This is a genomic window from Pseudomonas sp. p106, from assembly GCF_003936645.1.
In the GTDB taxonomy this organism is placed as follows: domain Bacteria; phylum Pseudomonadota; class Gammaproteobacteria; order Pseudomonadales; family Pseudomonadaceae; genus Aquipseudomonas; species Aquipseudomonas putida_E.
Genome location: NZ_RHQR01000021.1, coordinates 53,054 through 75,273, shown reverse-complemented (window position 1 = coordinate 75,273; position 22,220 = coordinate 53,054). Strand labels below are relative to the sequence as shown.

Below are 22,220 nucleotides of genomic sequence, written 5' to 3'. Positions count from 1 at the left end.
GGTAGGAGCCGGCTTGCCGGCGATGGGCTGCGTAGCAGCCCTGATAACGCCGCCAGCCTCAGTTGAGTGCTGGTTTGTCACCATTGATCGGGATGCGCTTGGCCTTGGCTTCTTCCGGCACAATGCGCAGCAAGTCAATGCTGAGCAGCCCATTGGCGAGGCCTGCCGATTTGACCTCGATATGGTCCGCCAGGCGGAACGACAGCTTGAACGCGCGCTGGGCGATGCCCTGGTGCAGGTAGGTCACTTCTGCGGCGCCGTTTTCGCGTTTGCCGCCGATCACGGTCAGGACGCCTTTCTCGACCTGAAGGTCGAGGTCCTGCTCCTGGAAACCGGCTGCGGCAACGACGATGCGATAGTGGTCATCGCCATGCTTTTCAACGTTGTAGGGAGGGTAGCTGCTACCCGCCTCGTTACGTGCCGCAGACTCGAACAGGTCGTTGAAACGGTCGAAGCCAACGGAATGGCGGAACAGAGGTGCAAGAGAGAAAGCGGTAGTCATGGTCATAAACTCCTGAGATTCAGCAAGTAAAGTCACTACGCGACCCGGCTTCGGCATCGCGTACTGAATAAATAGGGCTCAGGAGATGGCTTTCAAGGGGCAAAAACAAAAAATTTTGCGGCGGCTTTACCGGCCCCAGGCAGAACTGATCAGGCGACACATTCCTCGAATGCCTGCACTTCAACGCCCAGTAACCGGCTGATCCGCTGGCAATCATCTTCCCTGCGCAGCTCGGCAAACAGCAGCACCGCCTCGGGGTAGCTCCGCGTGAGCATCGCCAACCACTGCTTCATCCGCCCCGGTGCGTAGCGCGGCGACAGCTTGGCCTGGGCCTGGCGCCAGAACTCGCGCAGCAAAGGCAACAACGCCTCCCAACTCATCGGCTGGTACTCACGCCCGTCCCGCGCAGCCGCAATCTGCAAGGCCAGGTCCGGCCGCGACACCAGCCCCCGCCCGAGCATGATGTCCTCGGCGCCGCTTACCTCGCGGCAACGCCGCCAGTCGTCCACGGTCCAGATCTCACCGTTGGCGAACACCGGCACCTTGACCACATCCTGCACCCGCGCCACCCACTCCCAGTGCGCTGGCGGCTTATAGCCCTCGACTTTGGTGCGTGCATGTACCACCAGGTGCGCCGAGCCGCCCTCAGCCAGCGCGGTCGCACAATCGAGCGCACCGTCCGGGGTATCGAAGCCAAGGCGCATCTTGGAGGTGACCGGGATGTGCGCCGGCACTGCGCGCCGCACTTCACGCACGATGGCGTGCAGCAGTTCGGGTTCCTTGAGCAGCACTGCGCCGCCGCGTGACTTGTTCACGGTCTTGGCCGGGCAACCGAAATTAAGGTCAATCACCGGCGCCCCCAGCTCACAGGCCAGCGCAGCGTTTTCGGCCAGGCAGACGGGGTCCGAGCCCAGCAACTGCACACGCATTGGTACACCGGCAGCCGTGCGCGCGCCCTGACGCAGTTCAGGTGCGAGCTTGTCGAAGGAAGAAGCAGGCAACAGGCGGTCGCACACGCGGATGAACTCGGTGACGCACCAATCGATGCCGCCCACTCGGGTCAGAACGTCGCGCAGGATGTTGTCGACCAGCCCCTCCATAGGGGCCAGGGCAATTTGCATTTCGAGGTCTCGGCGGGAAAAGCCGGCAGTCTACCAAAAAATGCCGGGTATTCAGGCGCCGATCAGCGCAGGACCGTACCCGTCGATGAACTCCGCCGGCATGCGCCTGGGTTTGCCACTGGACAACTCGATGCAGGCAAAGGTGGTCTGCGCGCGCAGCAGCGTCACACCGTCACGCGGGCGCTTGAGCTGGAAGCGCCGGGACATGCGCAGGCGCTGATCCCAATCGATGATCCAGGTTGCCAGTTGCAACTCGTCATCTTCGTAGGCTGCAGCGAGGTAGTCGATTTCATGGCGCACCACCGCCATGGCCCGGTCCAGGCGCCGGTATTCGGCCAGGTCCAGCCCCAGGCGCTGGGAGTGGCGCCAGGCGCAACGCTCCAGCCACGTGACGTAGACCGCGTTATTGGCGTGCCCGAGGCCGTCGATGTCCTCGCTGCCGACGCGCAGGTCGATGATGAATGGCGTTGCCAGGTCCCAACTCATGCCCGCTCCCAATGTCAGTGAACGGGCAGAGTGTATCGGATGTTCAAGCGCTTTGCCGGGCGGGCGCACTGACACGCGCCAGTAATTCGAGCACCGCCTCGCTCACGCGCGGGTCGGCGAGCACGCGCTGGTGGCCACCCTCCTCCAGCCGCAGCAGGCGGCTGTCGAACCAGGCCTTGTGGATGATCTCGGCCTCACCGGCGGGCACCAAGGCATCATCGGCGGCATGCACGACCAGCCCTGGCAGCTCCAACTGGTAACCACTGACATCCAGGCGATTGATCTGCATGCCGACGTCCTGTTCGACCTTGCGGATGAACGCGGCCCTGGCTCGCGCCGGCAGGCCAAGGTGGCGGGCGAAGCCGCGCAGCACACCAAGCAGCTGGGCCGGCGCTGCAATACTCACCGCAGCCTCGGCCCGAAGCCCCATCTGCAGTGCCAGCAAGACACTGGCACCGCCCATGGAATGGCCTATCACGGCACGCAACGGCGGCAGTTCGGCGGCAGCCTCCAGCAGTGCACGGGCAAACAGCACCACGTGCGCTTGCTGCCCAGGCGAACAGCCATGGGCCGGCCCCTCCAGAGAGACCACGGTATGCCCGGCCTTTACCAGGGTTTCGATCAACGCGGCAAACTGGGTCGCACGCCCTTCCCAGCCGTGCATCAGCAACACGGTCGGGCCTTGCCCCCAACGCAATGCCGACAGCCCGAAGCGCAGGGTGATGCGCTCGGCGCTCGCCAGCAATGGCAACTCCCACTGCCTTGGCGGCAGGTTGCGCGGGGTCATGAAGGCCCGGCGCATCTTGCCGGCCACATGCTCGGGGGCCAGACGCCCCAGGGTGCCATTCACGCCGCGAATCCAGCTCAGGGTAGTCATCGCCTTGCTCCAGGGTCAGAAGCTTAGATAACCGCCGATTTGGCGGCACGCAGGATGCGGTCAGAAAGCTCGCCCGTGCCCAAGGCACGCGCCAGGGCCAGGCCGCCTATCATCAGGGCCAGATCAGCCAGGGCCTTGTCGGCATCTTCAGGGCGGTCAACCATCGCCGCAGTCATCAATTCGATGTGCTCGGCCAGTACCTCGCGAAACACGTCTGGCAGGCGCTGCATCTCGCCGATCGAATTGGGCAGCGGGCAGGCATGCACCTGCGCATCGCGGTGCTTGCGCGACAGGTAGAACGCGCTCACCAGCGCCCGCCGCCCTTCCCCGTCCAGGCTCGGGTCAACGTGAGCCAGCAGGGCCCTGCGCTCGCTGAGCAACTGGCTAAATGCCTCGAGCATGAGCTCGTCCTTGCTGTCGAAGTGCGCATAGAAGCCTCCCACGGTAAGCCCTGCAGCACCCATGACCTGGCTGACGCTTGGCTCGGCGGGGCCGTGCTGGATCAACGCGCTTCGCGCAGCCTCAAGGATCCGCTCGCGGGTCTTGGTCTTCTTGTCGCTCATGGCCGGCTCACGATCAGAATATGATGATCGAAATATTATTCTCATAATATTTTTTGGCAAGCAGAATCGACCACCGCCTGTCGGTGCACATTTTTCAGGGAGGGAAAAAACAAAAGGCCCATTCAATAATCGAATGAGCCTCTAAAGTCCCGCAAAACGCGGGTAAAAATGGCGTCCCCTAGGGGACTCGAACCCCTGTTACCGCCGTGAAAGGGCGGTGTCCTAGGCCACTAGACGAAGGGGACATAACCTTCGCGAAGATCCGCTGCTGCGAACCCTGGCTGAATTGGTGGAGCTAAGCGGGATCGAACCGCTGACCTCCTGCATGCCATGCAGGCGCTCTCCCAGCTGAGCTATAGCCCCGGATTTCTAGCCTCTCGGCCCAGCGACGCATTGAACATCGCTTGTGCAAAACTGGCGTCCCCTAGGGGACTCGAACCCCTGTTACCGCCGTGAAAGGGCGGTGTCCTAGGCCACTAGACGAAGGGGACGTAACCTTCGCGAAGATTCGCTGCTGCGAACCCTGGCTAAATTGGTGGAGCTAAGCGGGATCGAACCGCTGACCTCCTGCATGCCATGCAGGCGCTCTCCCAGCTGAGCTATAGCCCCACAATGTCGCTTTGAACTGAATCACCGGCTGGGTGCCTGGCGCTTCGTTTCGTTCATCGCTGTGGACGGGGCGCATATTAAGTTCGGATTGCAGGGCTGTCAAACGAAATTTTGAAAATATCCAAAATTTTTTTCACAGATAACAACCACTTACCACCCTGCCCTGATTTGCGCACTCTGCTTTTGAGCACTTGAACCATTGCCAGCGGCATAGCCCGCTGGCAATGGCCCCGCGTCAAAGCCGCATCAAGCGATGTTGGCCAGCAGCTTTTCCCACTCTTTGTTTTCTTTCTTCGACACACCACCGAGCAGGTCCAGGGCTTGGCGCAGGCGATAGCGGGTAAGGTCAGGGCCGAGGATCTCCATGGCATCGAGCACCGACACCGAGCTGGCCTGGCCGGTGATGGCGGCGAACATCAGCGGCATGGCGTCACGCAGCTTCAGCTCCAGCGCTTCGACCACTGCCTGGATGCAGCCGGTGATACGCTCTTTTTCCCACTGGCGAAGGCTTTCCAGTTTCCACAGGATCAACTGCATCACCTGGCGCACCTGGTCGGCGGAGAGTTTCTTGCTTTCGAACAGTTTGGCGTCGAGCTTGAGCGCGCCCTCGAAGAAGAAACCACCCAGCGGAGCAACCTGGCTGAAGGTTTCGACCCGCCCCTGCACGTGCGGGGCGATTTTCATCATGTAGTCGCTGTTGAACGCCCACTTCTGCACGCGCGCGGCGAATTCTTCCACCGGCAGTTCGCGCAGCCACTGGCCGTTGAGCCACGACAGCTTCTCGATGTCGAAGATCGGGCCGCCCAGAGAGATACGCGACAGGTCGAAGTGCTCGACCATTTCGGCCAGGGAGAACTTCTCGCGCTCGTCCGGCATCGACCAGCCCATGCGGCCGAGGTAGTTGAGCATGGCCTCAGGCATGAAGCCCATGCGCTCATAGAAGGTCACCGAGGTCGGGTTCTTGCGCTTGGAGAGCTTGCTCTTGTCCGGGTTGCGCAGCAGCGGCATGTAGCACAGCTTGGGCTGCTCCCAGCCGAAGTATTCGTACAGCTTGATCAGCTTGGGTGCCGATGGCAGCCACTCTTCACCGCGCAGTACGTGGGTGATGCCCATCAGGTGGTCGTCGACCACGTTGGCCAGGAAGTAGGTGGGCAGGCCGTCGTTCTTCATCAGCACCTGCATGTCCATGCGGTCCCATGGGATCTCGACATCGCCACGGAGCATGTCCGGGACCACGCAGATACCTTCGCTCGGTACCTTCATGCGGATCACATGGGGCTCGCCAGCGGCCAGGCGGCGCTGCACTTCCTCGTCGCTCAACAGCAACGCGCGGCCATCGTAGCGCGGGGTTTCGCCACGGGCCATCTGCTCGGCGCGCATCTGCTCCAGCTCTTCGGCGGTGCAGAAGCAGTAGAACGCATGGCCGGCATCGACCAGTTGCTTGGCGTACTGGGCGTAGATCTCGCCGCGCTCGCTCTGCCGGTACGGGCCGTGCGGGCCGCCCACATCCGGGCCTTCGTTCCATTCGATGCCAAGCCAGCGCAGGGCGTCGAAGATCTGCTGCTCCGACTCGCGGGTCGAGCGCAACTGGTCGGTGTCCTCGATGCGCAGGATGAACTCACCGCCATGCTGCTTGGCGAAGCAGTAGTTGAACAGGGCGATGTAGGCGGTGCCGACATGGGGGTCGCCCGTGGGCGATGGCGCGATACGCGTGCGTACGGTGGTCATGGAGGGTCTCGAACGAAAGATGAAACAAAGGCACGATGTTAGCAGGGTGCGGGCACCGCGCTCCAGCGCGGGAGGTGGGTTATTGGGCTATCGGACGCCTGGAGACCGCCAAACATCATGCCGCTCCCCAAGGACCGAACCAGGCTTCAACTGGTAATCAACCGCTCGCGCAGCTTGGTAATCTCGTCGCGCAACTGCGCCGCCGCCTCGAATTCCAGGTCGCGGGCAAACTGCATCATTTTCTCTTCCAGTTGCTTGATGCGCTTGGTGATCTCGCCCGGCGTGCGCAGTTCGGCCTCGTAACGGGCGCTCTCCTCGGCGGCCTTGGCCATGCCCTTGCGCTTCTTGCTACGCGACCCCGGCACGGTGGCGCCTTCCATGATATCGGTGATGTCCTTGACCACGCCCTTGGGCACGATGCCATTGGCCTGGTTGAAAGCGATCTGCTTCTCGCGGCGGCGCTCGGTTTCATCGATAGCACGCTGCATGGAGCCGGTTATCTGATCGGCATAGAGAATCGCGCGGCCATTGAGGTTGCGCGCGGCACGCCCGATGGTCTGGATGAGCGAGCGCTCGGAGCGCAGGAACCCTTCCTTGTCGGCGTCCAGGATCGCCACCAGTGATACCTCGGGCATGTCCAGGCCCTCGCGCAGCAGGTTGATGCCAACCAGTACATCAAAAGTGCCCAGGCGCAGGTCACGGATGATTTCGACCCGTTCCACGGTATCGATGTCCGAGTGCAGGTAGCGCACCCGCACATCGTGATCGGCCAGGTAGTCGGAGAGATCCTCAGCCATGCGCTTGGTCAACGTGGTGGCCAGCACCCGCTCGCCCAGCGCCACGCGCTTGTGGATTTCCGACAGCAGGTCGTCGACCTGGGTCAGCGCCGGACGCACCTCGACCTGCGGGTCGACCAACCCGGTCGGGCGCACCACCTGCTCGACCACCCGCCCGGCGTGCTCGGCCTCGTAAGGCCCGGGCGTTGCCGAGACAAAGATGGTCTGCGGGCTGACCGACTCCCACTCATCGAAGCGCATCGGCCGGTTGTCCAGCGCCGATGGCAGGCGAAAGCCGTACTCGACCAGCGTTTCCTTGCGCGAGCGGTCGCCCTTGTACATCGCCCCGACCTGCGGAACGCTGACGTGGGATTCGTCGATCACCAGCAGCGCATCGTCCGGCAGGTAGTCGTAGAGGGTGGGCGGCGGTGCACCCGCCGGGCGCCCGGACAGGTAGCGCGAGTAGTTCTCGATGCCGTTGCAGTAACCCAGCTCGAGAATCATCTCCAGGTCGAACCGGGTACGCTGCTCCAGGCGCTGGGCTTCGACCAGCTTGTTGGCCTTGTGCAGGTACTCGAGGCGGTCCTTGAGTTCATCCTTGATCCCTTCCACCGCCTCCAGCAGGGTTTCCCGCGGGGTAACGTAATGGCTCTTGGGGTAGAAGGTGAAACGCGGCAACTTGCGGAAGACTTCCCCGGTGAGCGGGTCGAACGCAGCGATGTTCTCCACCTCGTCGTCGAACAGCTCGATGCGGATGGCTTCGAGGTCCGATTCAGCCGGGAAGATATCGATGACGTCGCCGCGTACCCGGAAGGTGGCACGGGCAAAGTCCATCTCGTTGCGCGTGTACTGCAGATCGGCCAGGCGGCGCAACAGCGCGCGCTGGTCAAGCTTGTCGCCGCGGTCGACGTGCAGGACCATCTTCAGGTAGGTTTCGGGGCTGCCCAGGCCGTAGATGCACGAAACCGTGGTGACGATGATCGCATCGCGACGCTCCAGCAGCGCCTTGGTCGCAGACAGCCGCATCTGCTCGATATGATCGTTGATCGAAGCGTCCTTCTCGATGAAGGTGTCCGAGGAAGGCACGTAGGCTTCGGGCTGGTAATAGTCGTAATAGGAAACGAAATACTCGACGGCGTTGTTCGGGAAGAACGCCTTGAACTCGCCATACAACTGCGCGGCGAGCGTCTTGTTGGGCGCCAGCACCAAGGTCGGGCGCTGCACCTGCGCAATGACGTTGGCAACGCTGAAGGTCTTGCCCGAGCCGGTCACACCGAGCAGGGTCTGGTGCGACAGGCCTGCCTCGATGCCCTCTACCATCTGGCGGATAGCCTCGGGCTGGTCGCCGGCCGGCTGAAAACGGGTGACGAGCTGGAACTCGGACATGTCGGACCTCGCGGTAACGCAGCAACTGTAAATTTAGCCAGTAGTCTATACCCAAATGCGCCCGCCTGGGGCCGCATTCAAGGCGGCGGTGTGAACGCTCACTGCGGTGGACCGGGCAATTCGACCAATGGTTGAAAAAAATTTGCGCAAATAGCCGGAAAAGCTGCGCCACACTGTCGCAGTGACCGGTCGGTATCACTATACTGACTCCCCGTTTGTGCACCGCTTCAGTGCATTCGGCTGGAGCGTGTACGCCCTATCACTCTCCATTCAGAGCCAAGGTAACAATGAGCCTGTTTTCCGCTGTCGAGCTGGCACCCCGCGACCCCATTCTGGGCCTCAACGAAGCATTCAACGCCGATCCCCGTACCGACAAGGTCAACCTGGGTGTGGGCGTGTACTGCAATGAGGAAGGCCGCATTCCGCTGCTGCGCGCCGTGATCGAAGCCGAAACCCAGCGTGCCGCCCAGCACGCTTCGCGCGGCTACCTGCCGATCGACGGCATCGCCACCTACGACCAGGCCGTGCAGAAACTGATCTTCGGCGCCGAGTCGCCACTGCTGGCCGCTGGCCGCGTGGTTACCGTGCAGGCCGTTGGCGGTACCGGTGCACTGAAGATCGGCGCCGACTTCCTCAAGCGCCTGTCGCCCAATGCCGTGGTCGCCATCAGCGACCCGAGCTGGGAGAACCACCGCGCCCTGTTTGAAACGGCCGGCTTCCCGGTACAGAACTACCGTTACTACGACGCCCCGAGCAACGACGTCAACCGCGCCGGCATGCTCGAAGACCTGAACAACCTGCCGTCTGGCTCGATCATTGTCCTGCACGCCTGCTGCCACAACCCGACAGGCGTCGACCTGGGCCTGGACGACTGGAAAAACGTTCTGGAAGTGGTCAAGGCCAAGGGCCACGTACCGTTCCTCGACATGGCCTACCAGGGCTTTGGCGAGGGCATCGGCGAAGACGCCTTCGCCGTGCGCCTGTTCGCCGAGTCGGGCCTGGACTTCTTCGTTTCCAGCTCGTTCTCCAAGTCGTTCTCGCTGTACGGCGAGCGCGTTGGCGCACTGTCGATCGTGACCGGCAACAAAGACGAAAGCACCCGCGTGCTGTCGCAGGTCAAGCGCGTGATCCGCACCACCTACTCCAACCCGCCGACCCACGGCGCAACCATCGTTGCCACCGTACTCAACAGCGCCGAACTGCGCCAGATGTGGGAAGCCGAGCTGGGTGAAATGCGCCAGCGCATCCACGGCATGCGCAAGCAGATGGTCGAACTGCTGGCCGAATACGGCGCCAAGCGCGACTTCAGCTTCGTTGGCCGCCAAGCGGGCATGTTCTCCTATTCGGGCCTGACGGTAGAGCAAGTGGCACGCCTGAAGAACGAGTTCGGCATCTATGCACTGGACACAGGCCGTATCGCCGTGGCCGCACTCAACCAGAGCAACATCCACGTGGTCACCAAGGCCATCGTAGAAGTGCTGTAACTGCTTGATTTGGCTGGCTGATTCGCTGGGGGCGGGTTGACTTGCCCCTGGCAATCGGTAAGATATGCGCAGATTCCGCGATAGCTCAGTCGGTAGAGCAAATGACTGTTAATCATTGGGTCCCTGGTTCGAGTCCAGGTCGCGGAGCCAAATACTAAAAACCTCCAGATGCGCAAGCACTGGAGGTTTTTTTATTGCTACGCCGAGGTATTCAGCAGTTGCGCCCGATGGGATAGAACTGCCCATGGCTCCAGACGCCCAGCCATTGCTCGCCATCGATCTCACGAGGCACCGCCAGCTCGACCAACTGGTAGAACACATTGCGATGGATCAACGCCTCTAGATTGTTGCGCATCAGCACATAAGGCGAAGGCTCCTGAGTGACAGGGTCAACCTCTACCCGCAGCGGATTGCGCGGCCCGGCCTCTACCTGATCCTCGACGTTGCTGGTAAAACTCAGCACCTGCTGCTCGCCCGTGCCCCGCACATCCAGCGCAACGGCAACGAACGGCGCATCGTCGACCCGAATACCCACTTTCTCTACCGGCGTGACCAGGAAGTAGTCGTCGCCATCCCGGCGGATGATGGTGGAAAACAAGCGCACCATCGGCTTGCGCCCGATCGGCGTACCCAGGTAGTACCAGGTACCATCACGGGCAATACGCATATCGATATCGCCACAGAAGTCCGGATTCCACAGATGCACCGGCGGCAGGCCCTTGTGCTTGGGTAACTGCGCCAGAAGATCATTGGCCTTGCCGGAATCTGTCATCACCCTGCCCTCACTCACTCATGCCCAGAAGGCTACGAGCGTACTCGCGCATCGGCGCTGCGAGCAAATCCTGCGGAGCATTGTCGTGGAACGTCAACAAACCGCCACGGCTTTTGATTCGCGCAGTGTCGATGAGGTAGCGGGTACTGGTTTCGATCAGCATCATCTGCACCACACCGGTGTCCCAGCCCAGGCGGTCGACAGCCTGCTCGTCATACCACTCATTGCCATTGCCGATACGGTCGTCGGTGCGGGCAAAACGGGTATACAGCACATAGTCGGCGCCGACCGACCGGGCCTCGGCGATGGCCTCTTCGAGGCCCAGCGGGCCCTGGGCGCGCCGTACCAGCGGGAAATACTCGACGAAGCTCTTGAAGGCCTCCTCGGCAACCACGTTCTGCTTCGGTACTGGCCCTTTGCTTGGCGGCATGAAGGCGCCCTGGCCGATGAAGATGAACGAATCGGGCTGCAGGCGAATCGACAGCGTGCGGCGTGTGTCGCTGTGATCCAGCAGGCCGGCATCGCTCATGTGGTAACGGACGCCCTCGCCCATATCGCTGACATTCATGCAGCCGCCCAGCGCCATAAGCGCCAGCAGCAAGACCAGGCTACGCATCTTTCCTCCAGTGACCGGCGACGAAAAACCGGCGAATAGCCGGCGGATGCAGCTTTTGCGCCAGATCAGCCGCCAATCACCTTCATCACCATCACGTCACCGGAAAACGCCAGCGCCTGTTTGTCGGCCAACGCCTTGACCAGCAACCGCTGCAGGGCTGGGAGCGCCTGATGACGGGGCTGCTCCAGCAGATCGCCGACAAAGTGACGGTTGCTCGACGACAGGCACCCGTGCAGCCAGCCGGTAGATGACAGGCGCAGGCGCGAGCAGCTCCGGCAGAACGGTACGCTCTCGTTGGCGATCACGCCGAAATGGCCCTTGCCCGGCACCTGGTAACGCAGCGCAGTGGCATCCAGCGGCGCATCGGCCCTCTCAAAAGCATGCGCGTGGCCAATCAGATCCAGCAGTTGGTCGAGCCCCACGAACTGCTGCAGGAATGCGTTGTGATCACGGGCCAGATGGCCCATGCGCATCAGTTCGATGAAACGCAGTTCGAAACCTCGGGCCAGGCAGTAGTCGAGCATGGGCACAACCTGGTCCAGGTTCTGCCCACGCATGGGTACCATGTTGACCTTGATCTGCATGCCCCTGGCACTGGCCTGCTGCATGCCCGCGAGAACGCTGGCCAGGTCGCCACCACGGGCGATGCGCCGAAATGCCTGGGGGTCGAGCGTATCGAGGGACACATTCAGACGACGGATGCCGGCCGCCTGCAACTGTGGCAACTTGCGCCCGAGCAACTGACCATTGGTAGTCAGGGTGATGTCCTGGAGCTCGAGCTTGGCCACTGCAGCCAAAAAAGCATCCAGCCTGGGGCTGACCAGTGGCTCACCGCCGGTAATACGCAGGCGCTCAATACCGGCTGCCTCGATCAGATAGGCCACCCCGCGGGCCAGCGCCTCGGCGGACAGCTCATCCTGCGCCGCAACCAGGCGTTTGCCGTTGGGCACGCAGTAGCTGCAGGCATAGTTGCAGGCAGCCGTCAGGCTGACGCGCAGGTTGCGAAAACGCCTGCCTTGACGATCGACAATCATGAATGACTCCGGCATGGATGAAACGGGGCCGGCAAAACCTGACTCAAAATTCAGGTTTTTGCAAGCCCCCGTTCCACACCGGCTTCAACCGACCGGGACGGAGCGCTTCAGTTCGCGGGTTCCGGGTCACGCTTGCGCTTGTTGCCCATGCGCACGCCGATGTCCATGAGGAACTGGAAGAAACCTTCCTGGTCCTCGAGCACATTGCTCCAGAATGGCGAGTGGTAGAGCGCCACGGCACCGTGCACCAAGGCCCAGGCGGCGCAGTAATGGAAGTATGGCGGCACGTCTTCGAGCTTGCCTTCGCTGATGCGGCCCTTGATCAGCTGGGTCAGCCGGTCGAAGTTGGAGGCACGGATACTGTGCAGCTCCTCGACCATCTCCGGCACCTGGTTGCCCTTGACCACCTTTTCTTCCAGGCGATCGAACAACCGGTAACGCTGCGGGTCGCGCATGCGGAACTCGAAATAGGCGCGCGACAGCGCCTCCTTGTCGCGATCAACATCGGCCGAATGCAACAGCGCATTCAGGTCACGCTCGTAGTCGAGCATCAGGCGCAGGTAGATCTCCGCCTTGGACTTGAAGTGCTTGTAGATCGTACCTTTGCCGATACCTACAGCGTCAGCGATCATCTCGACGGTGACACTGTCTTCACCCTGTTCGAGAAACAGCTTGAGCGCAGTATCGAGGATTTCCTGTTCGCGACGGCGAAACTCACGGACCTTACGAGGTTCTTTCTGCATGGGAAGGACTGGATGACATTGAAGCGGTTTATTATGCCTAACTTGCAGCAAATTGCACGGATCATCCAACCATGTCTATGTTTCACGATGAGTTTGACCAGGCTCCGGGGCTGCGCTACCTGAACCACGCGGCCATCGCCCCCTGGCCACGCAGGGCCAGCGAAGCCGTGGCGCGCTTTGCGCGGGAAAACGTGAACCTGGGCGCCAGTGACTACCCGGCATGGTTGGCCACCGAGCGACGCCTGCGTGAGCGGCTCGCGCGCCTGCTCAACGCACCCTCACGCGGCGATATCGCGCTGGTCAAGAACACTTCCGAGGCACTCTCGCTGGTGGCTTTCGGCCTGGACTGGCAGCCCGGCGACCAGGTGGTGATCAGCGACGAGGAGTTCCCCTCCAACCGGGTTGTCTGGGAGGCGCTGACCGATCGCGGCGTCGAGGTGGTTCAGGCAAGCCTCGCCGGGGCCGACCCGGAGGCTTCGCTACTGGCGGCCTGCAACCGGCGCACACGCCTGCTGGCGGTCAGCGCCGTGCAGTTCGGCAGCGGCCTGCGCCTGGACCTGACGCGCCTGGGCCAGGGGTGCCGGGCACGCAAGGTACTGTTCTGCGTCGATGCCATTCAGCAAATTGGCGCCCTGCCTTTCGACGTGCAGCGCTATGAATGTGATTTCGCCATGGCTGACGGCCACAAATGGATGCTGGGCCCTGAAGGCCTGGGGGTATTTTACTGCAGGGCCGCGCTGCGCCCGCAGCTAAGGCTCAACGCCTATGGCTGGCACATGCTGGATAATCTGGGTGACTTCGAACGCCGCCAGTGGCAACCCGCCCGCAGCGCACGGCGGTTCGAATGCGGCAGCCCGAACATGCTCGGCGCCTGCGCGCTGGAGGCCAGCCTGTCGCTGCTCGAGGAAGTCGGCATGGACGAAGTTGCCCGGCAATTGCAGCAACGTGTCGAGCAGTTGCACCAAGGGCTGGCGGGTATTTCCGGGGTTCAGTTACACAGCCCGGATAGCCCGGAGCGACGGGGTGGAATCGTCACATTCAGTATTTGCGGCCAGAACAGCGCAGACATTCACCGCAGCCTGACCGCAGAGCGGACGATCTGTGCCCTACGAGGCCCAGGTGTGCGCTTTTCGCCGCACTTCTATACCAGTGAGCGGCTTATCGACGAAGCTGTGCAGCAAGTACGGCGCCTGGCCATGCGCTGAGGAAGGAAGCGGGCCCGGGCGTATTCCAAATCTGTTTAAAAAACGAACAATTGGCACTGGCACTGCGCCAAACCTGACCAATACTTGAAGTGTTGGCGCGGCGCATCCCCCCCAGTGGCGCGTCGATAAAGGTGCTCACGGACCGCGTACCTTTGTTTTACTCCTAATGGTCTTAACCCGGATTCCTCCCCCAGAACCCGGGTTTTTTTTGCCTCAATGGCGCAGCTGGGGCCACGGGCAGATTTGCAGCGCCCTTGAGAGTCAGCGCCGGGCTCAGGCCACCCGGGCCAAAGGGAACAACCGCTTGAAGTTGTCGGTGGTCTGCCCGGCCAACTGCTCATAGCTGACGCCGCGCAAGGAAGCCACGTACTCGGCCACCTCACGCACATACTGCGGCAGGTTCGGCTTGCCACGGTAAGGAATCGGAGCCAGGTACGGCGAGTCGGTCTCCACCAGCAAGCGATCGACCGGCACCTGTCGCGCCACCTCGCGCAAGGCATCGGCATTGCGGAAGGTGACAATACCGGACAGCGAAATGTAGTAACCCAGGTCCAGGGCCGCCTTGGCCATCTCCCAGTCCTCGGTGAAGCAATGCAGCACGCCGGCCTGCGGCAGGCTGGCCTCACGCAGCAGCGCCAAGGTGTCGGCTTTGGCTGCTCGCGTATGCACGATCACCGGCTTGCCGGTCTGGCGCGACGCCTCCAGGTGCAGGCGGAACGACGCCTGCTGCAGCTCGGCCGCCTCCGGCTCGTAGTGGTAGTCCAACCCGGTTTCACCGATCGCGACGACATGCGGGTGCGCCAGTTCGCGCAGGAGCCATTCCAGCGCTGGGGTCTCGCCGGGGGCCAGGTCAAGCGGGTGCACGCCCACCGAGCAGTCGACATCGGCGTACTGCTCGCTCAGCGCCTTCACTGCCCCGGCATTTTCGGCGCTGACACCGATACACAGAAAATGCCCGACCCCGCGCTCGCGGGCCGCCTGCAGGGCGGCATCGAGGGAGCCCTGATGGGCACTGAGGTCAAGACGGTCGAGGTGGCAATGAGAATCTACGAGCATGGGAGACGTCACACATGAAAAAATGAAAAATCAGCGGGAGCCGGGCAACTGCACCCAATGGGCCAACAAGGCTTCCAGCAGCAGCACGCGGTTGAGGTTGGCCTTGCCCAGCACCTTCTGGCGCTGCTCGAGAATCCACGCCTGCACCTCGAGCACCTTGGCCTGCCGGCTCTTCTGCGCAAGGTATTGCACCACCTTGCGCATATCGGCCAAGCCTAGCCCCTCCTCGTCCTGGGTCAATTGATAACGCAGGATCAGGTGCGACCAGTCGAAGAACCAGTCAAACAGCAGCAACAAGGGCACACCACTCCACGCCTCGGCCAGCTGACTGGGTGATTGCTGCTGCTTGAGCAGCTTTTTCACCCCATCGGTCACCAGCGCACGTTGCTCGCGCACACCTTGGGCCTGCAGGTTCACCGCCATCAACGGCGAGCCGGCAGCGAGGGTCAGCAGCTCGTCACGCTCGGCCTCGTCACTGCCGGCCAGCGCAGTGGCCAGCCAGGCCTGGCTCTGGGCAAGGCTCGGCTGCGGGCAGCTGACCTGCTGGCAGCGGCTCTTGATGGTCGGCAACAGCCGGCTGGGCTGGTGGCTGACCAGCAGCAGCACGGTGTCGCCGGAAGGCTCTTCCAGGCTTTTGAGCAGGGCGTTGGACGCATTGACGTTCATCGCCTCGACCGGCTCGATCAGGATGACCTTGCGCCCGCCCAACTGCGCCGTCTGCACGACGAACGACACCAGCTCGCGCACCTGATCGACCTTGATCGGCTTGTCAGCCTCTTCAGGCTCCAGCACAAAGTTGTCCGGATGGCTGCCCGCCTTGAGCAGCAAGCAGGACTTGCACTGCCCGCAGGCATCAAGCCCCTGTGGCTGCTGGCACAACAAGCGGGCCATCAGGCGCTCGGCCAAGGCGCGCTTGCCGATACCCTGCGGCCCGTGCAGCAGGTAGGCGTGGGCATGCTGCGCACGCCCCGCCAACTGCTGCCACAGCGCCTGCTGCCAAGGGTAGGCTTCAGCCACGGCAACGCTCCAGGATGCCCGGCAACAGCGCGTCAATGGCGCGCTGCACGGCTTCCAGCGGCTGCGCCGCGTCCAGCAGGTCGTAGCGCTGCGGCTCGCGCCGGGCGCGCTGCAGGTAAGCCTGGCGCACGGCCTCGAAGAAGGCCTGGCCCTCCTGCTCGAAACGATCCAGCCGCCCACGGGCAGCAGCACGGGCCAAACCTACTTCCACCGGCAGGTCGAAAACCAGCGTCAGGTCGGGGCGCAGCTCATCTTGGACAAACTGCTCGAGCACGGCGATCCGCTCTACCGAAAGGCCGCGGCCACCGCCTTGGTAGGCGTAGGTAGCGTCCGTGAAACGATCACATAGCACCACGGCCCCACGCTCCAGCGCCGGGCGGATCACCTGCGCCAGATGCTGAGCGCGCGCGGCGAACACCAACAACAGCTCGGTGTCGGCAGCCATCACTTCATCACTGGGTGCCAACAGCAGTTCGCGGACCTTTTCAGCCAGCGGAGTACCGCCAGGCTCGCGGGTAAGCACCACATCCAGCCCCTGCTCTCGCAGGCGTGCTGCCAGGTAATCACGGTTGGTACTTTTGCCCGCGCCTTCGGGGCCTTCCAGGGTAATAAACAAGCCGCTCACAGGCAGTCCTTAATGTTGTTCGTCAGCCGCAGGCGCGTCGGCCGGCGCGGGGTCGCTGGCCGGTGCCGGGTCCTGGGCAGAGGGTTCGCCAGACTCTGGCGACGCTTGGGGAGCGGGGCTTGACCGGTAGTCTGCACGACGCTTGAGCTGATACTCGCGCACTGCAGAATTGTGATCGTCCAAGTCATCGGAGAACACATGGCTGCCATCACCCCGGGCGACGAAGTACAGGCTGGTGCCATCGGCTGGATGGAGCGCAGCGTGGATCGCCTCTCGACCGACCATGGCGATCGGCGTGGGCGGCAGACCAGAGATGGTATAGGTGTTGTAAGGCGTTGGCTCACGCAGGTCGGCACGGGTGATTCTGCCGTTGTAGCGTTCGCCCATGCCGTAGATGACCGTAGGGTCTGTCTGCAGCATCATGCCCAGCCGCAGGCGACGAACGAACACCCCGGCAATCTGCCCGCGCTCCTGAGGGATGCCGGTTTCCTTCTCCACCAACGAGGCCATGATCAACGCCTGGTACGGGTCACGATAAGGCAAGTCGGTGGCGCGCTCGGCCCACTCTTTGGCCAGCACTTCGTCCAGCCGCATATAGGCCTGCTGCAGCAGCTCGACGTCACTCATGCCCCGCACGAAACGGTAGGTATCAGGGAAGAAGCGGCCCTCCGGAAACACGCCGGTGTGGCCAAGCTTGTCCATGACTTCGGAGTCGGTAAGGCCATCGAGGGTGTGCTTGATCTTCTCGTGCCTGGCGATCGCCGAACGCACCTGGCGGAACGTCCAACCCTCCACCAGGGTCAGGTTGTACTGCACCACATCGGCACGGCGCCAGGCGTCGAACAACGCTTCGACGGTCATGCCCGGCGTGATGCGATATTCGCCGGTTTTCAGGGGTGTGCCGGCCATGTTGAAGCGCCAGTACAGGCGCAACCAGAAGGCGTCATCGAGCAACCCCTCGCCCTCCATGCGGTAGAACATGCGATTGGGGTTGGTGCCACTGGGCACGTCGAGCAGTTGCTCCTGCGTCACGCGCAAGGGCTGCTCCAGCACCGAGTTGACCTTCCAGGCAGACCAGCCCAATGCCAGGCCGGCCAGGATCAAGCCCATTTCCAGCAGCAGCAGGATTTTGCGTCTCACGAATTCAGGTATCCAGTAACGTACGGGCAAAGGCCTGCAGTTTACGGGTGAGCGGGCCCGGCGACCAGTTCAGCGCAGCAAAAGCCCGCACAGGCCAGACCCCATAAACGCTGTTGCAGATGAATACCTCATCGGCCAGCGCAAGCTCGTCGAACGGCAGGTCACGCACCTGCACCGGGATGGCCAGTGCCTGCGCCTGTTCCAGCAACGCACCGCGCATCACCCCTGCCACGCCGCAACGGCTGAGCTCGGCAGTAAGCAACACGCCACCGCGCACCAGGAAAAGATTGCTGTAAACACCTTCGACCAGCCTGCCTTGCCCATCACACATCAAGCCTTCGGCATGCTCGCTGTCCTGCCATTCGGCACGGGCCAGCACCTGCTCCAGGCGGTTGAGGTGTTTGAGGCCTGCCAGCAACGGTTGTTCCCCAAGCCGAGTCTGGCAAGGGAAAAGACGCACACCGTGTTCGGCATGTTCGGCAGGGTAGCCGGGCAGCGGGCTGCCCATCAGGATGCGCCGCGGCGCGGCACCTGCCAACGGCGCATAGCCACGCTGGCTGTCGCCCCGGGTGAGGATCAGCTTGGCGACACCGTCACCCAGCTGGCTGGCATAACGCAGGATTTCATCGCGCACCAACGCCAGGTCGGCATTGATTGCCAGGCGCTGGCAGCCCAGGGCCAGACGTGCCAGGTGACCGTCCAGCATGCTGGGGCGGCCACTGCGTACGGCGATGGTCTCGAACAGACCATCGCCGTACGCCAGGCCACGGTTCTGCAGGTTGACCGCAGTCGCGGGCTGGCCGTCGATCCAGCTGTGCATCAGCCGGCGAACCGGCGGAACACCAGCGAGCCGTTGGTGCCACCAAAGCCGAACGAGTTGGACAGCACTACGTCGATCGGCATGCTGCGCGCCTGATGGGGCACGAAGTCGAGGTCGCAGCCTTCGTCCGGCTCATCGAGGTTGATGGTTGGCGGTGCCATCTGGCTGTTGATCGCCAGCACGCTGAAGATGGCCTCTACAGCGCCCGCAGCCCCCAGCAGGTGACCGGTCATCGACTTGGTCGAGCTGACAGCCAGCTTGTAGGCGTGCTCGCCAAACACGCGCTTGATCGCCGCGACTTCAGCGATATCGCCAGCCGGAGTCGAGGTACCGTGGGCGTTGATGTAGCTGACCTCAGCCGGCTGGATGCCAGCATCACGCAAGGCGTTGGCCATGCAGCGCGCAGCGCCTTCGCCACTGTCGGGTGGCGAAGTCATGTGGTAAGCGTCGCCGCTCATGCCGAAACCAACCAGCTCGGCATAGATGGTCGCACCACGGGCCTGGGCATGCTCCAGCTCTTCGAGCACCAGCGCACCGGCGCCGTCGGAGAGTACAAAACCGTCACGCCCCTTGTCCCACGGGCGGCTGGCACGGGCCGGCTCATCGTTGCGGGTCGACAGTGCGCGAGAAGCACCGAAGCCACCCATGCCCAAGCCGCAAGCGGCCATTTCGGCGCCACCGGCGATCATCACGTCGGCTTCACCGTAGGCGATGTTGCGAGCAGCCATGCCGATGCAGTGGGTGCCAGTGGTGCAGGCAGTGGCAATGGCATAATTGGGGCCCTGCAACCCCAGATGGATCGACAGGAAGCCGGAGATCATGTTGATGATCGAGCCTGGCACGAAGAACGGCGAAATGCGGCGCGGGCCTTGATCGTGCAAGGTGCGGCTGGTTTCTTCGATATTGGTCAGGCCGCCGATCCCAGAACCCATGGCCACGCCAATGCGCTCGCGGTTGGCGTCGGTGACTTCCAGGCCGGCATTGCGTACCGCCTGGAAACCGGCCGCCAGGCCGTACTGGATGAACAAGTCAAGCTTGCGAGCTTCCTTGGCCGACAGGTACTGCTCGACCTCAAAGCCCTTCACCGAGCCGCCAAAACGGGTGGAGTAGGCAGAAAGGTCCGTATGCTCGATCGGACCGATGCCACTGCGGCCAGCCAGAATGCCCTGCCAGGTGCTCGGTACATCCGTACCCAGTGGCGACAGCATACCCATACCAGTGACCACGACGCGTCTACGCGACACAGTACTCTCCTTTTCTAATAACAGAGTCTCTTGCCATTGCATTCAAGGCAATGGAATGAAATGGCAACAGGCTCTCGAAGCCCGCGGATCATTGCAGGACCTTCGCAAAGAAAAAACCGCACGCCGGCAAAGGCAGTGCGGTTCTTCTCGACAAGAAGCGTCGACTACAGCGTCTTAAGCCTGGTGGGCGTTGACGTAGTCGATGGCAGCTTGAACGGTAGTGATCTTCTCGGCTTCTTCGTCAGGGATTTCGGTCTCGAATTCCTCTTCCAGAGCCATCACCAGCTCAACGGTGTCAAGCGAGTCGGCACCCAGATCATCAACGAAAGAAGATTCGTTCTTGATTTCCTCTTCCTTGACGCCCAGTTGCTCGGCGACGATTTTCTTGACGCGTTCTTCGATGGTGCTCATACCTAGTTTTCACTCCTAATGGATATATGTCAGGCAGCTGGCCGGTGACCAATTTTATAGAAAGACGTTCGCTTTTCAAGCGGAACGCACCTTCGCTTCAGTCACCCTGCCCCCTGCCTGGAATCTGGTTGCAGCTTTATAACGGATTTTAGGCTGGGAGTATGACTCTTTTTTTAAGCAATCCGTCACATTGAGTTGCAGTGTTACATGTACATCCCGCCGTTCACCGGCACGGTAGCGCCGGTGACATAGGCTGCGCCGTCGGATGCCAGGAAGGAAACCACCTTGGCGATTTCTTCGGCCTGACCCAGGCGGCCCAGCGGAATCTGGGTCTGCAGGGCTTCGCGCTGCGCTTCTGGCAATTCGCGGGTCATGTCGGTATCGATGAAGCCCGGGGTCACCGAATTGACGGTGATGCCGCGCGAGCCGACTTCACGCGCCAGGGCGCGGCTGAAGCCTTCCAGGCCGGCCTTGGCGGCCGCATAGTTGGCCTGGCCAGCGTTACCCATGGCACCGACGACCGAGCCGATGCTGATGATACGACCCCAACGCGCCTTGGTCATGCCACGCAGCACGCCCTTGGACAAACGGTAGAGGCTGTTCAGGTTGGTGTCGATCACGTCGAACCACTCGTCGTCCTTCATGCGCAGCATGAGGTTGTCGCGGGTGATGCCAGCGTTGTTGACCAGAATGGCCGGGGCACCGAACTGCTCGCCGATGGCACCCAGTACCGCCTCCACCGACTCGGCGCTGGTGACGTTCAGCTCCATGCCGGTACCGGTGATACCGTGCTCTTTCAGGGTGGCAGCGATGCGCTCGGCACCGGAAGCCGAGGTGGCGGTACCGATCACGGTAGCGCCCTGGCGGCCCAGCTCGAGGGCGATGGCCTGGCCGATACCCCGGCTGGCGCCGGTAACCAGTGCAACTTTACCTTGCAGGCTCATGCAAGCTTCTCCAAATTCAGGCCAGCGCCGCACGGGTGGCGGCGACGGCGTCGGGGGTATTGAGGTTGTAGGTGGTCACACCGTCGGCGCAACGCTTGTTCAGGCCAGCCAGCACCTTGCCCGGGCCACATTCGACCAGGTTGACCGCGCCGTTCGCAGCGAGGGTCTGCACGCATTCAACCCAGCGAACCGGCTGATACAGCTGCGCCAGCAGATCCTGCTTGAGGGTGTCGAGGTCGGCGGCGACGGCGGCAGTAACGTTCTGCACTACCGGAATCTGCGGCGCCTTCCATTCGACGGCATTGACGTGCTCGGCGAAACGATCGGCAGCCGGCTTCATCAGGGCGCAGTGCGACGGCACGCTGACCGGCAGCGGCAAGGCGCGCTTGGCGCCCTTGGCCTTGCACAGCTCGATGGCACGATTGACCGCCGCGACGTTGCCGGCGATGACCACCTGGCCCGGCGAGTTGAAGTTGACTGCACTGACCACTTCATCTTCGGCCGCTTCGGCGCAAATGGCCTTCACATCATCGTCGCCCAGGCCGAGGATGGCGGCCATGGCGCCATGACCGGCCGGCACGGCCTCCTGCATCAGTTCGCCACGGCGCTTGACCAGCTTGACGGCGTCTTTGAGCGACAGGCTGCCAGCAGCGACCAGAGCGCTGTACTCGCCCAGGCTGTGGCCCGACACGAAGGCCGGCTGCGCGCCACCCTCCTCCAGCCACAGGCGCCACAGGGCGATGGAGGCAGTGAGGATGGCCGGTTGGGTCTTGTCGGTTTGATTGAGTTGCTCTTCCGGGCCTTCCTGGACCAGCTCCCACAGGTCGTAACCCAGAGCCTCGGAGGCTTCCTTGAAGGTCTCAACGATCACCGGCTTTTCAGCGCCCAGTTCTTTGAGCATGCCCAGCGACTGGGAACCTTGACCGGGGAAGACGAATGCGAGGGATGCAGACATTGAACAAGCCCTTATGATCTTGTCGTCGGATAGGGTGCGCCGAGCCAAAGACTAGACGCGGAAACTGAAAACTTGGATGGAAACGCGGACCAAGCGGTCACATTTA

At 62.4% G+C, this 22,220-nt stretch carries 22 protein-coding genes and 5 tRNA genes; 3 read left to right on the top strand and 24 right to left on the bottom strand.

Annotated elements, in window-relative coordinates:
* Positions 1 to 58 precede the first annotated feature (58 nt).
* The 11 genes from EGJ09_RS22070 to uvrB all read right to left on the bottom strand — a co-directional run bounded on the left by EGJ09_RS22070 (position 59) and on the right by uvrB (position 8,048).
* The gene (locus tag EGJ09_RS22070) at positions 59 to 502 is read right to left on the bottom strand and encodes an Hsp20 family protein (RefSeq protein ID WP_012313453.1); all 444 of its coding nucleotides are present in this window, start codon (positions 500 to 502) and stop codon (positions 59 to 61) included.
* Between the two features lie 149 nt (positions 503 to 651).
* Complete coding sequence (locus EGJ09_RS22065) at positions 652 to 1,623, bottom strand: tRNA-dihydrouridine synthase (RefSeq protein ID WP_046786541.1); 972 nt, start codon at positions 1,621 to 1,623, stop codon at positions 652 to 654.
* 51 nt (positions 1,624 to 1,674) lie between these two features.
* A complete protein-coding gene (locus EGJ09_RS22060; RefSeq protein ID WP_046786542.1) occupies positions 1,675 to 2,109 on the bottom strand; it encodes a thioesterase family protein in 435 nt (144 codons plus the stop codon).
* Positions 2,110 to 2,152: 43 nt separating this feature from the next.
* The gene (locus EGJ09_RS22055; protein WP_119688525.1) at positions 2,153 to 2,986 is read right to left on the bottom strand and encodes an alpha/beta fold hydrolase; all 834 of its coding nucleotides are present in this window, start codon (positions 2,984 to 2,986) and stop codon (positions 2,153 to 2,155) included.
* 23 nt (positions 2,987 to 3,009) lie between these two features.
* A complete protein-coding gene (locus EGJ09_RS22050; protein WP_046786544.1) occupies positions 3,010 to 3,549 on the bottom strand; it encodes a TetR/AcrR family transcriptional regulator in 540 nt (179 codons plus the stop codon).
* A gap of 169 nt (positions 3,550 to 3,718) precedes the next feature.
* Positions 3,719 to 3,794 (bottom strand) — tRNA-Glu (locus tag EGJ09_RS22045).
* Positions 3,795 to 3,836: 42 nt separating this feature from the next.
* Positions 3,837 to 3,912, bottom strand: a tRNA-Ala gene (locus tag EGJ09_RS22040).
* Positions 3,913 to 3,964: 52 nt separating this feature from the next.
* Positions 3,965 to 4,040 (bottom strand) — tRNA-Glu (locus EGJ09_RS22035).
* 42 nt (positions 4,041 to 4,082) lie between these two features.
* A tRNA-Ala gene (locus tag EGJ09_RS22030) sits at positions 4,083 to 4,158 on the bottom strand.
* Positions 4,159 to 4,404: 246 nt separating this feature from the next.
* Positions 4,405 to 5,886 (bottom strand): glutamate--tRNA ligase, encoded by a 1,482-nt coding sequence (gene gltX / locus EGJ09_RS22025; RefSeq protein ID WP_125924770.1) that lies wholly within the window; start codon positions 5,884 to 5,886, stop codon positions 4,405 to 4,407.
* A gap of 146 nt (positions 5,887 to 6,032) precedes the next feature.
* Positions 6,033 to 8,048, bottom strand: a complete 2,016-nt coding sequence (gene uvrB / locus EGJ09_RS22020; protein ID WP_125924769.1) for an excinuclease ABC subunit UvrB — start codon at positions 8,046 to 8,048, stop codon at positions 6,033 to 6,035.
* 287 nt (positions 8,049 to 8,335) lie between these two features.
* On the opposite strand from uvrB, the gene EGJ09_RS22015 reads away from it, so the two are divergent.
* On the top strand, positions 8,336 to 9,532 hold the full coding sequence (locus EGJ09_RS22015) for an amino acid aminotransferase (RefSeq protein ID WP_039604031.1): 1,197 nt from the start codon (positions 8,336 to 8,338) through the stop codon (positions 9,530 to 9,532).
* Between the two features lie 74 nt (positions 9,533 to 9,606).
* Positions 9,607 to 9,682 (top strand) — tRNA-Asn (locus EGJ09_RS22010).
* 61 nt (positions 9,683 to 9,743) lie between these two features.
* Here EGJ09_RS22010 and EGJ09_RS22005 read toward each other — a convergent pair.
* The 4 genes from EGJ09_RS22005 to EGJ09_RS21990 form a co-directional block, all read right to left on the bottom strand.
* Positions 9,744 to 10,304: a DUF1285 domain-containing protein gene (locus tag EGJ09_RS22005; protein WP_046786547.1), complete on the bottom strand. Its 561-nt coding sequence runs from the start codon at positions 10,302 to 10,304 to the stop codon at positions 9,744 to 9,746.
* 10 nt (positions 10,305 to 10,314) lie between these two features.
* Positions 10,315 to 10,920, bottom strand: coding sequence for a DUF4823 domain-containing protein (locus tag EGJ09_RS22000; RefSeq protein ID WP_046786548.1), 606 nt, complete (start codon positions 10,918 to 10,920; stop codon positions 10,315 to 10,317).
* Positions 10,921 to 10,985: 65 nt separating this feature from the next.
* Positions 10,986 to 11,954 carry a GTP 3',8-cyclase MoaA gene (locus tag EGJ09_RS21995; RefSeq protein ID WP_046786549.1) on the bottom strand — a complete coding sequence of 323 codons (969 nt, stop codon included), beginning with the start codon at positions 11,952 to 11,954 and terminating at the stop codon, positions 10,986 to 10,988.
* Positions 11,955 to 12,061: 107 nt separating this feature from the next.
* Positions 12,062 to 12,697 carry a TetR/AcrR family transcriptional regulator gene (locus EGJ09_RS21990; protein ID WP_046786550.1) on the bottom strand — a complete coding sequence of 212 codons (636 nt, stop codon included), beginning with the start codon at positions 12,695 to 12,697 and terminating at the stop codon, positions 12,062 to 12,064.
* 71 nt (positions 12,698 to 12,768) lie between these two features.
* Here EGJ09_RS21990 and EGJ09_RS21985 point away from each other — a divergent pair, with 71 nt between their 5' ends.
* Positions 12,769 to 13,902 (top strand): aminotransferase class V-fold PLP-dependent enzyme, encoded by a 1,134-nt coding sequence (locus EGJ09_RS21985; protein WP_119688521.1) that lies wholly within the window; start codon positions 12,769 to 12,771, stop codon positions 13,900 to 13,902.
* Between the two features lie 273 nt (positions 13,903 to 14,175).
* Here the strand turns inward: EGJ09_RS21985 and EGJ09_RS21980 are convergent, their stop codons facing one another.
* The 9 genes from EGJ09_RS21980 to fabD all read right to left on the bottom strand — a co-directional run bounded on the left by EGJ09_RS21980 (position 14,176) and on the right by fabD (position 22,114).
* The gene (locus EGJ09_RS21980; RefSeq protein ID WP_125924768.1) at positions 14,176 to 14,958 is read right to left on the bottom strand and encodes a TatD family hydrolase; all 783 of its coding nucleotides are present in this window, start codon (positions 14,956 to 14,958) and stop codon (positions 14,176 to 14,178) included.
* A 30-nt stretch (positions 14,959 to 14,988) separates the two neighbouring features.
* On the bottom strand, positions 14,989 to 15,975 hold the full coding sequence (locus EGJ09_RS21975; protein WP_046786553.1) for a DNA polymerase III subunit delta': 987 nt from the start codon (positions 15,973 to 15,975) through the stop codon (positions 14,989 to 14,991).
* Positions 15,968 to 16,600 (bottom strand): dTMP kinase, encoded by a 633-nt coding sequence (tmk, locus tag EGJ09_RS21970; RefSeq protein ID WP_119688519.1) that lies wholly within the window; start codon positions 16,598 to 16,600, stop codon positions 15,968 to 15,970. Before tmk ends, EGJ09_RS21975 begins: the two co-directional genes overlap by 8 nt.
* A gap of 9 nt (positions 16,601 to 16,609) precedes the next feature.
* Complete coding sequence (gene mltG, locus EGJ09_RS21965) at positions 16,610 to 17,740, bottom strand: endolytic transglycosylase MltG (protein ID WP_046786555.1); 1,131 nt, start codon at positions 17,738 to 17,740, stop codon at positions 16,610 to 16,612.
* Between the two features lie 4 nt (positions 17,741 to 17,744).
* A complete protein-coding gene (gene pabC, locus EGJ09_RS21960; protein ID WP_125924767.1) occupies positions 17,745 to 18,560 on the bottom strand; it encodes an aminodeoxychorismate lyase in 816 nt (271 codons plus the stop codon).
* Positions 18,560 to 19,804, bottom strand: coding sequence for a beta-ketoacyl-ACP synthase II (fabF, locus tag EGJ09_RS21955; protein ID WP_046786557.1), 1,245 nt, complete (start codon positions 19,802 to 19,804; stop codon positions 18,560 to 18,562). Before fabF ends, pabC begins: the two co-directional genes overlap by 1 nt.
* A 174-nt stretch (positions 19,805 to 19,978) precedes the next feature.
* On the bottom strand, positions 19,979 to 20,215 hold the full coding sequence (gene acpP / locus EGJ09_RS21950) for an acyl carrier protein (protein ID WP_039603098.1): 237 nt from the start codon (positions 20,213 to 20,215) through the stop codon (positions 19,979 to 19,981).
* 203 nt (positions 20,216 to 20,418) lie between these two features.
* On the bottom strand, positions 20,419 to 21,159 hold the full coding sequence (fabG, locus tag EGJ09_RS21945) for a 3-oxoacyl-ACP reductase FabG (RefSeq protein WP_008096412.1): 741 nt from the start codon (positions 21,157 to 21,159) through the stop codon (positions 20,419 to 20,421).
* Between the two features lie 16 nt (positions 21,160 to 21,175).
* A complete protein-coding gene (gene fabD, locus EGJ09_RS21940; RefSeq protein WP_046786559.1) occupies positions 21,176 to 22,114 on the bottom strand; it encodes an ACP S-malonyltransferase in 939 nt (312 codons plus the stop codon).
* Between the last annotated feature and the right edge of the window lie 106 nt (positions 22,115 to 22,220).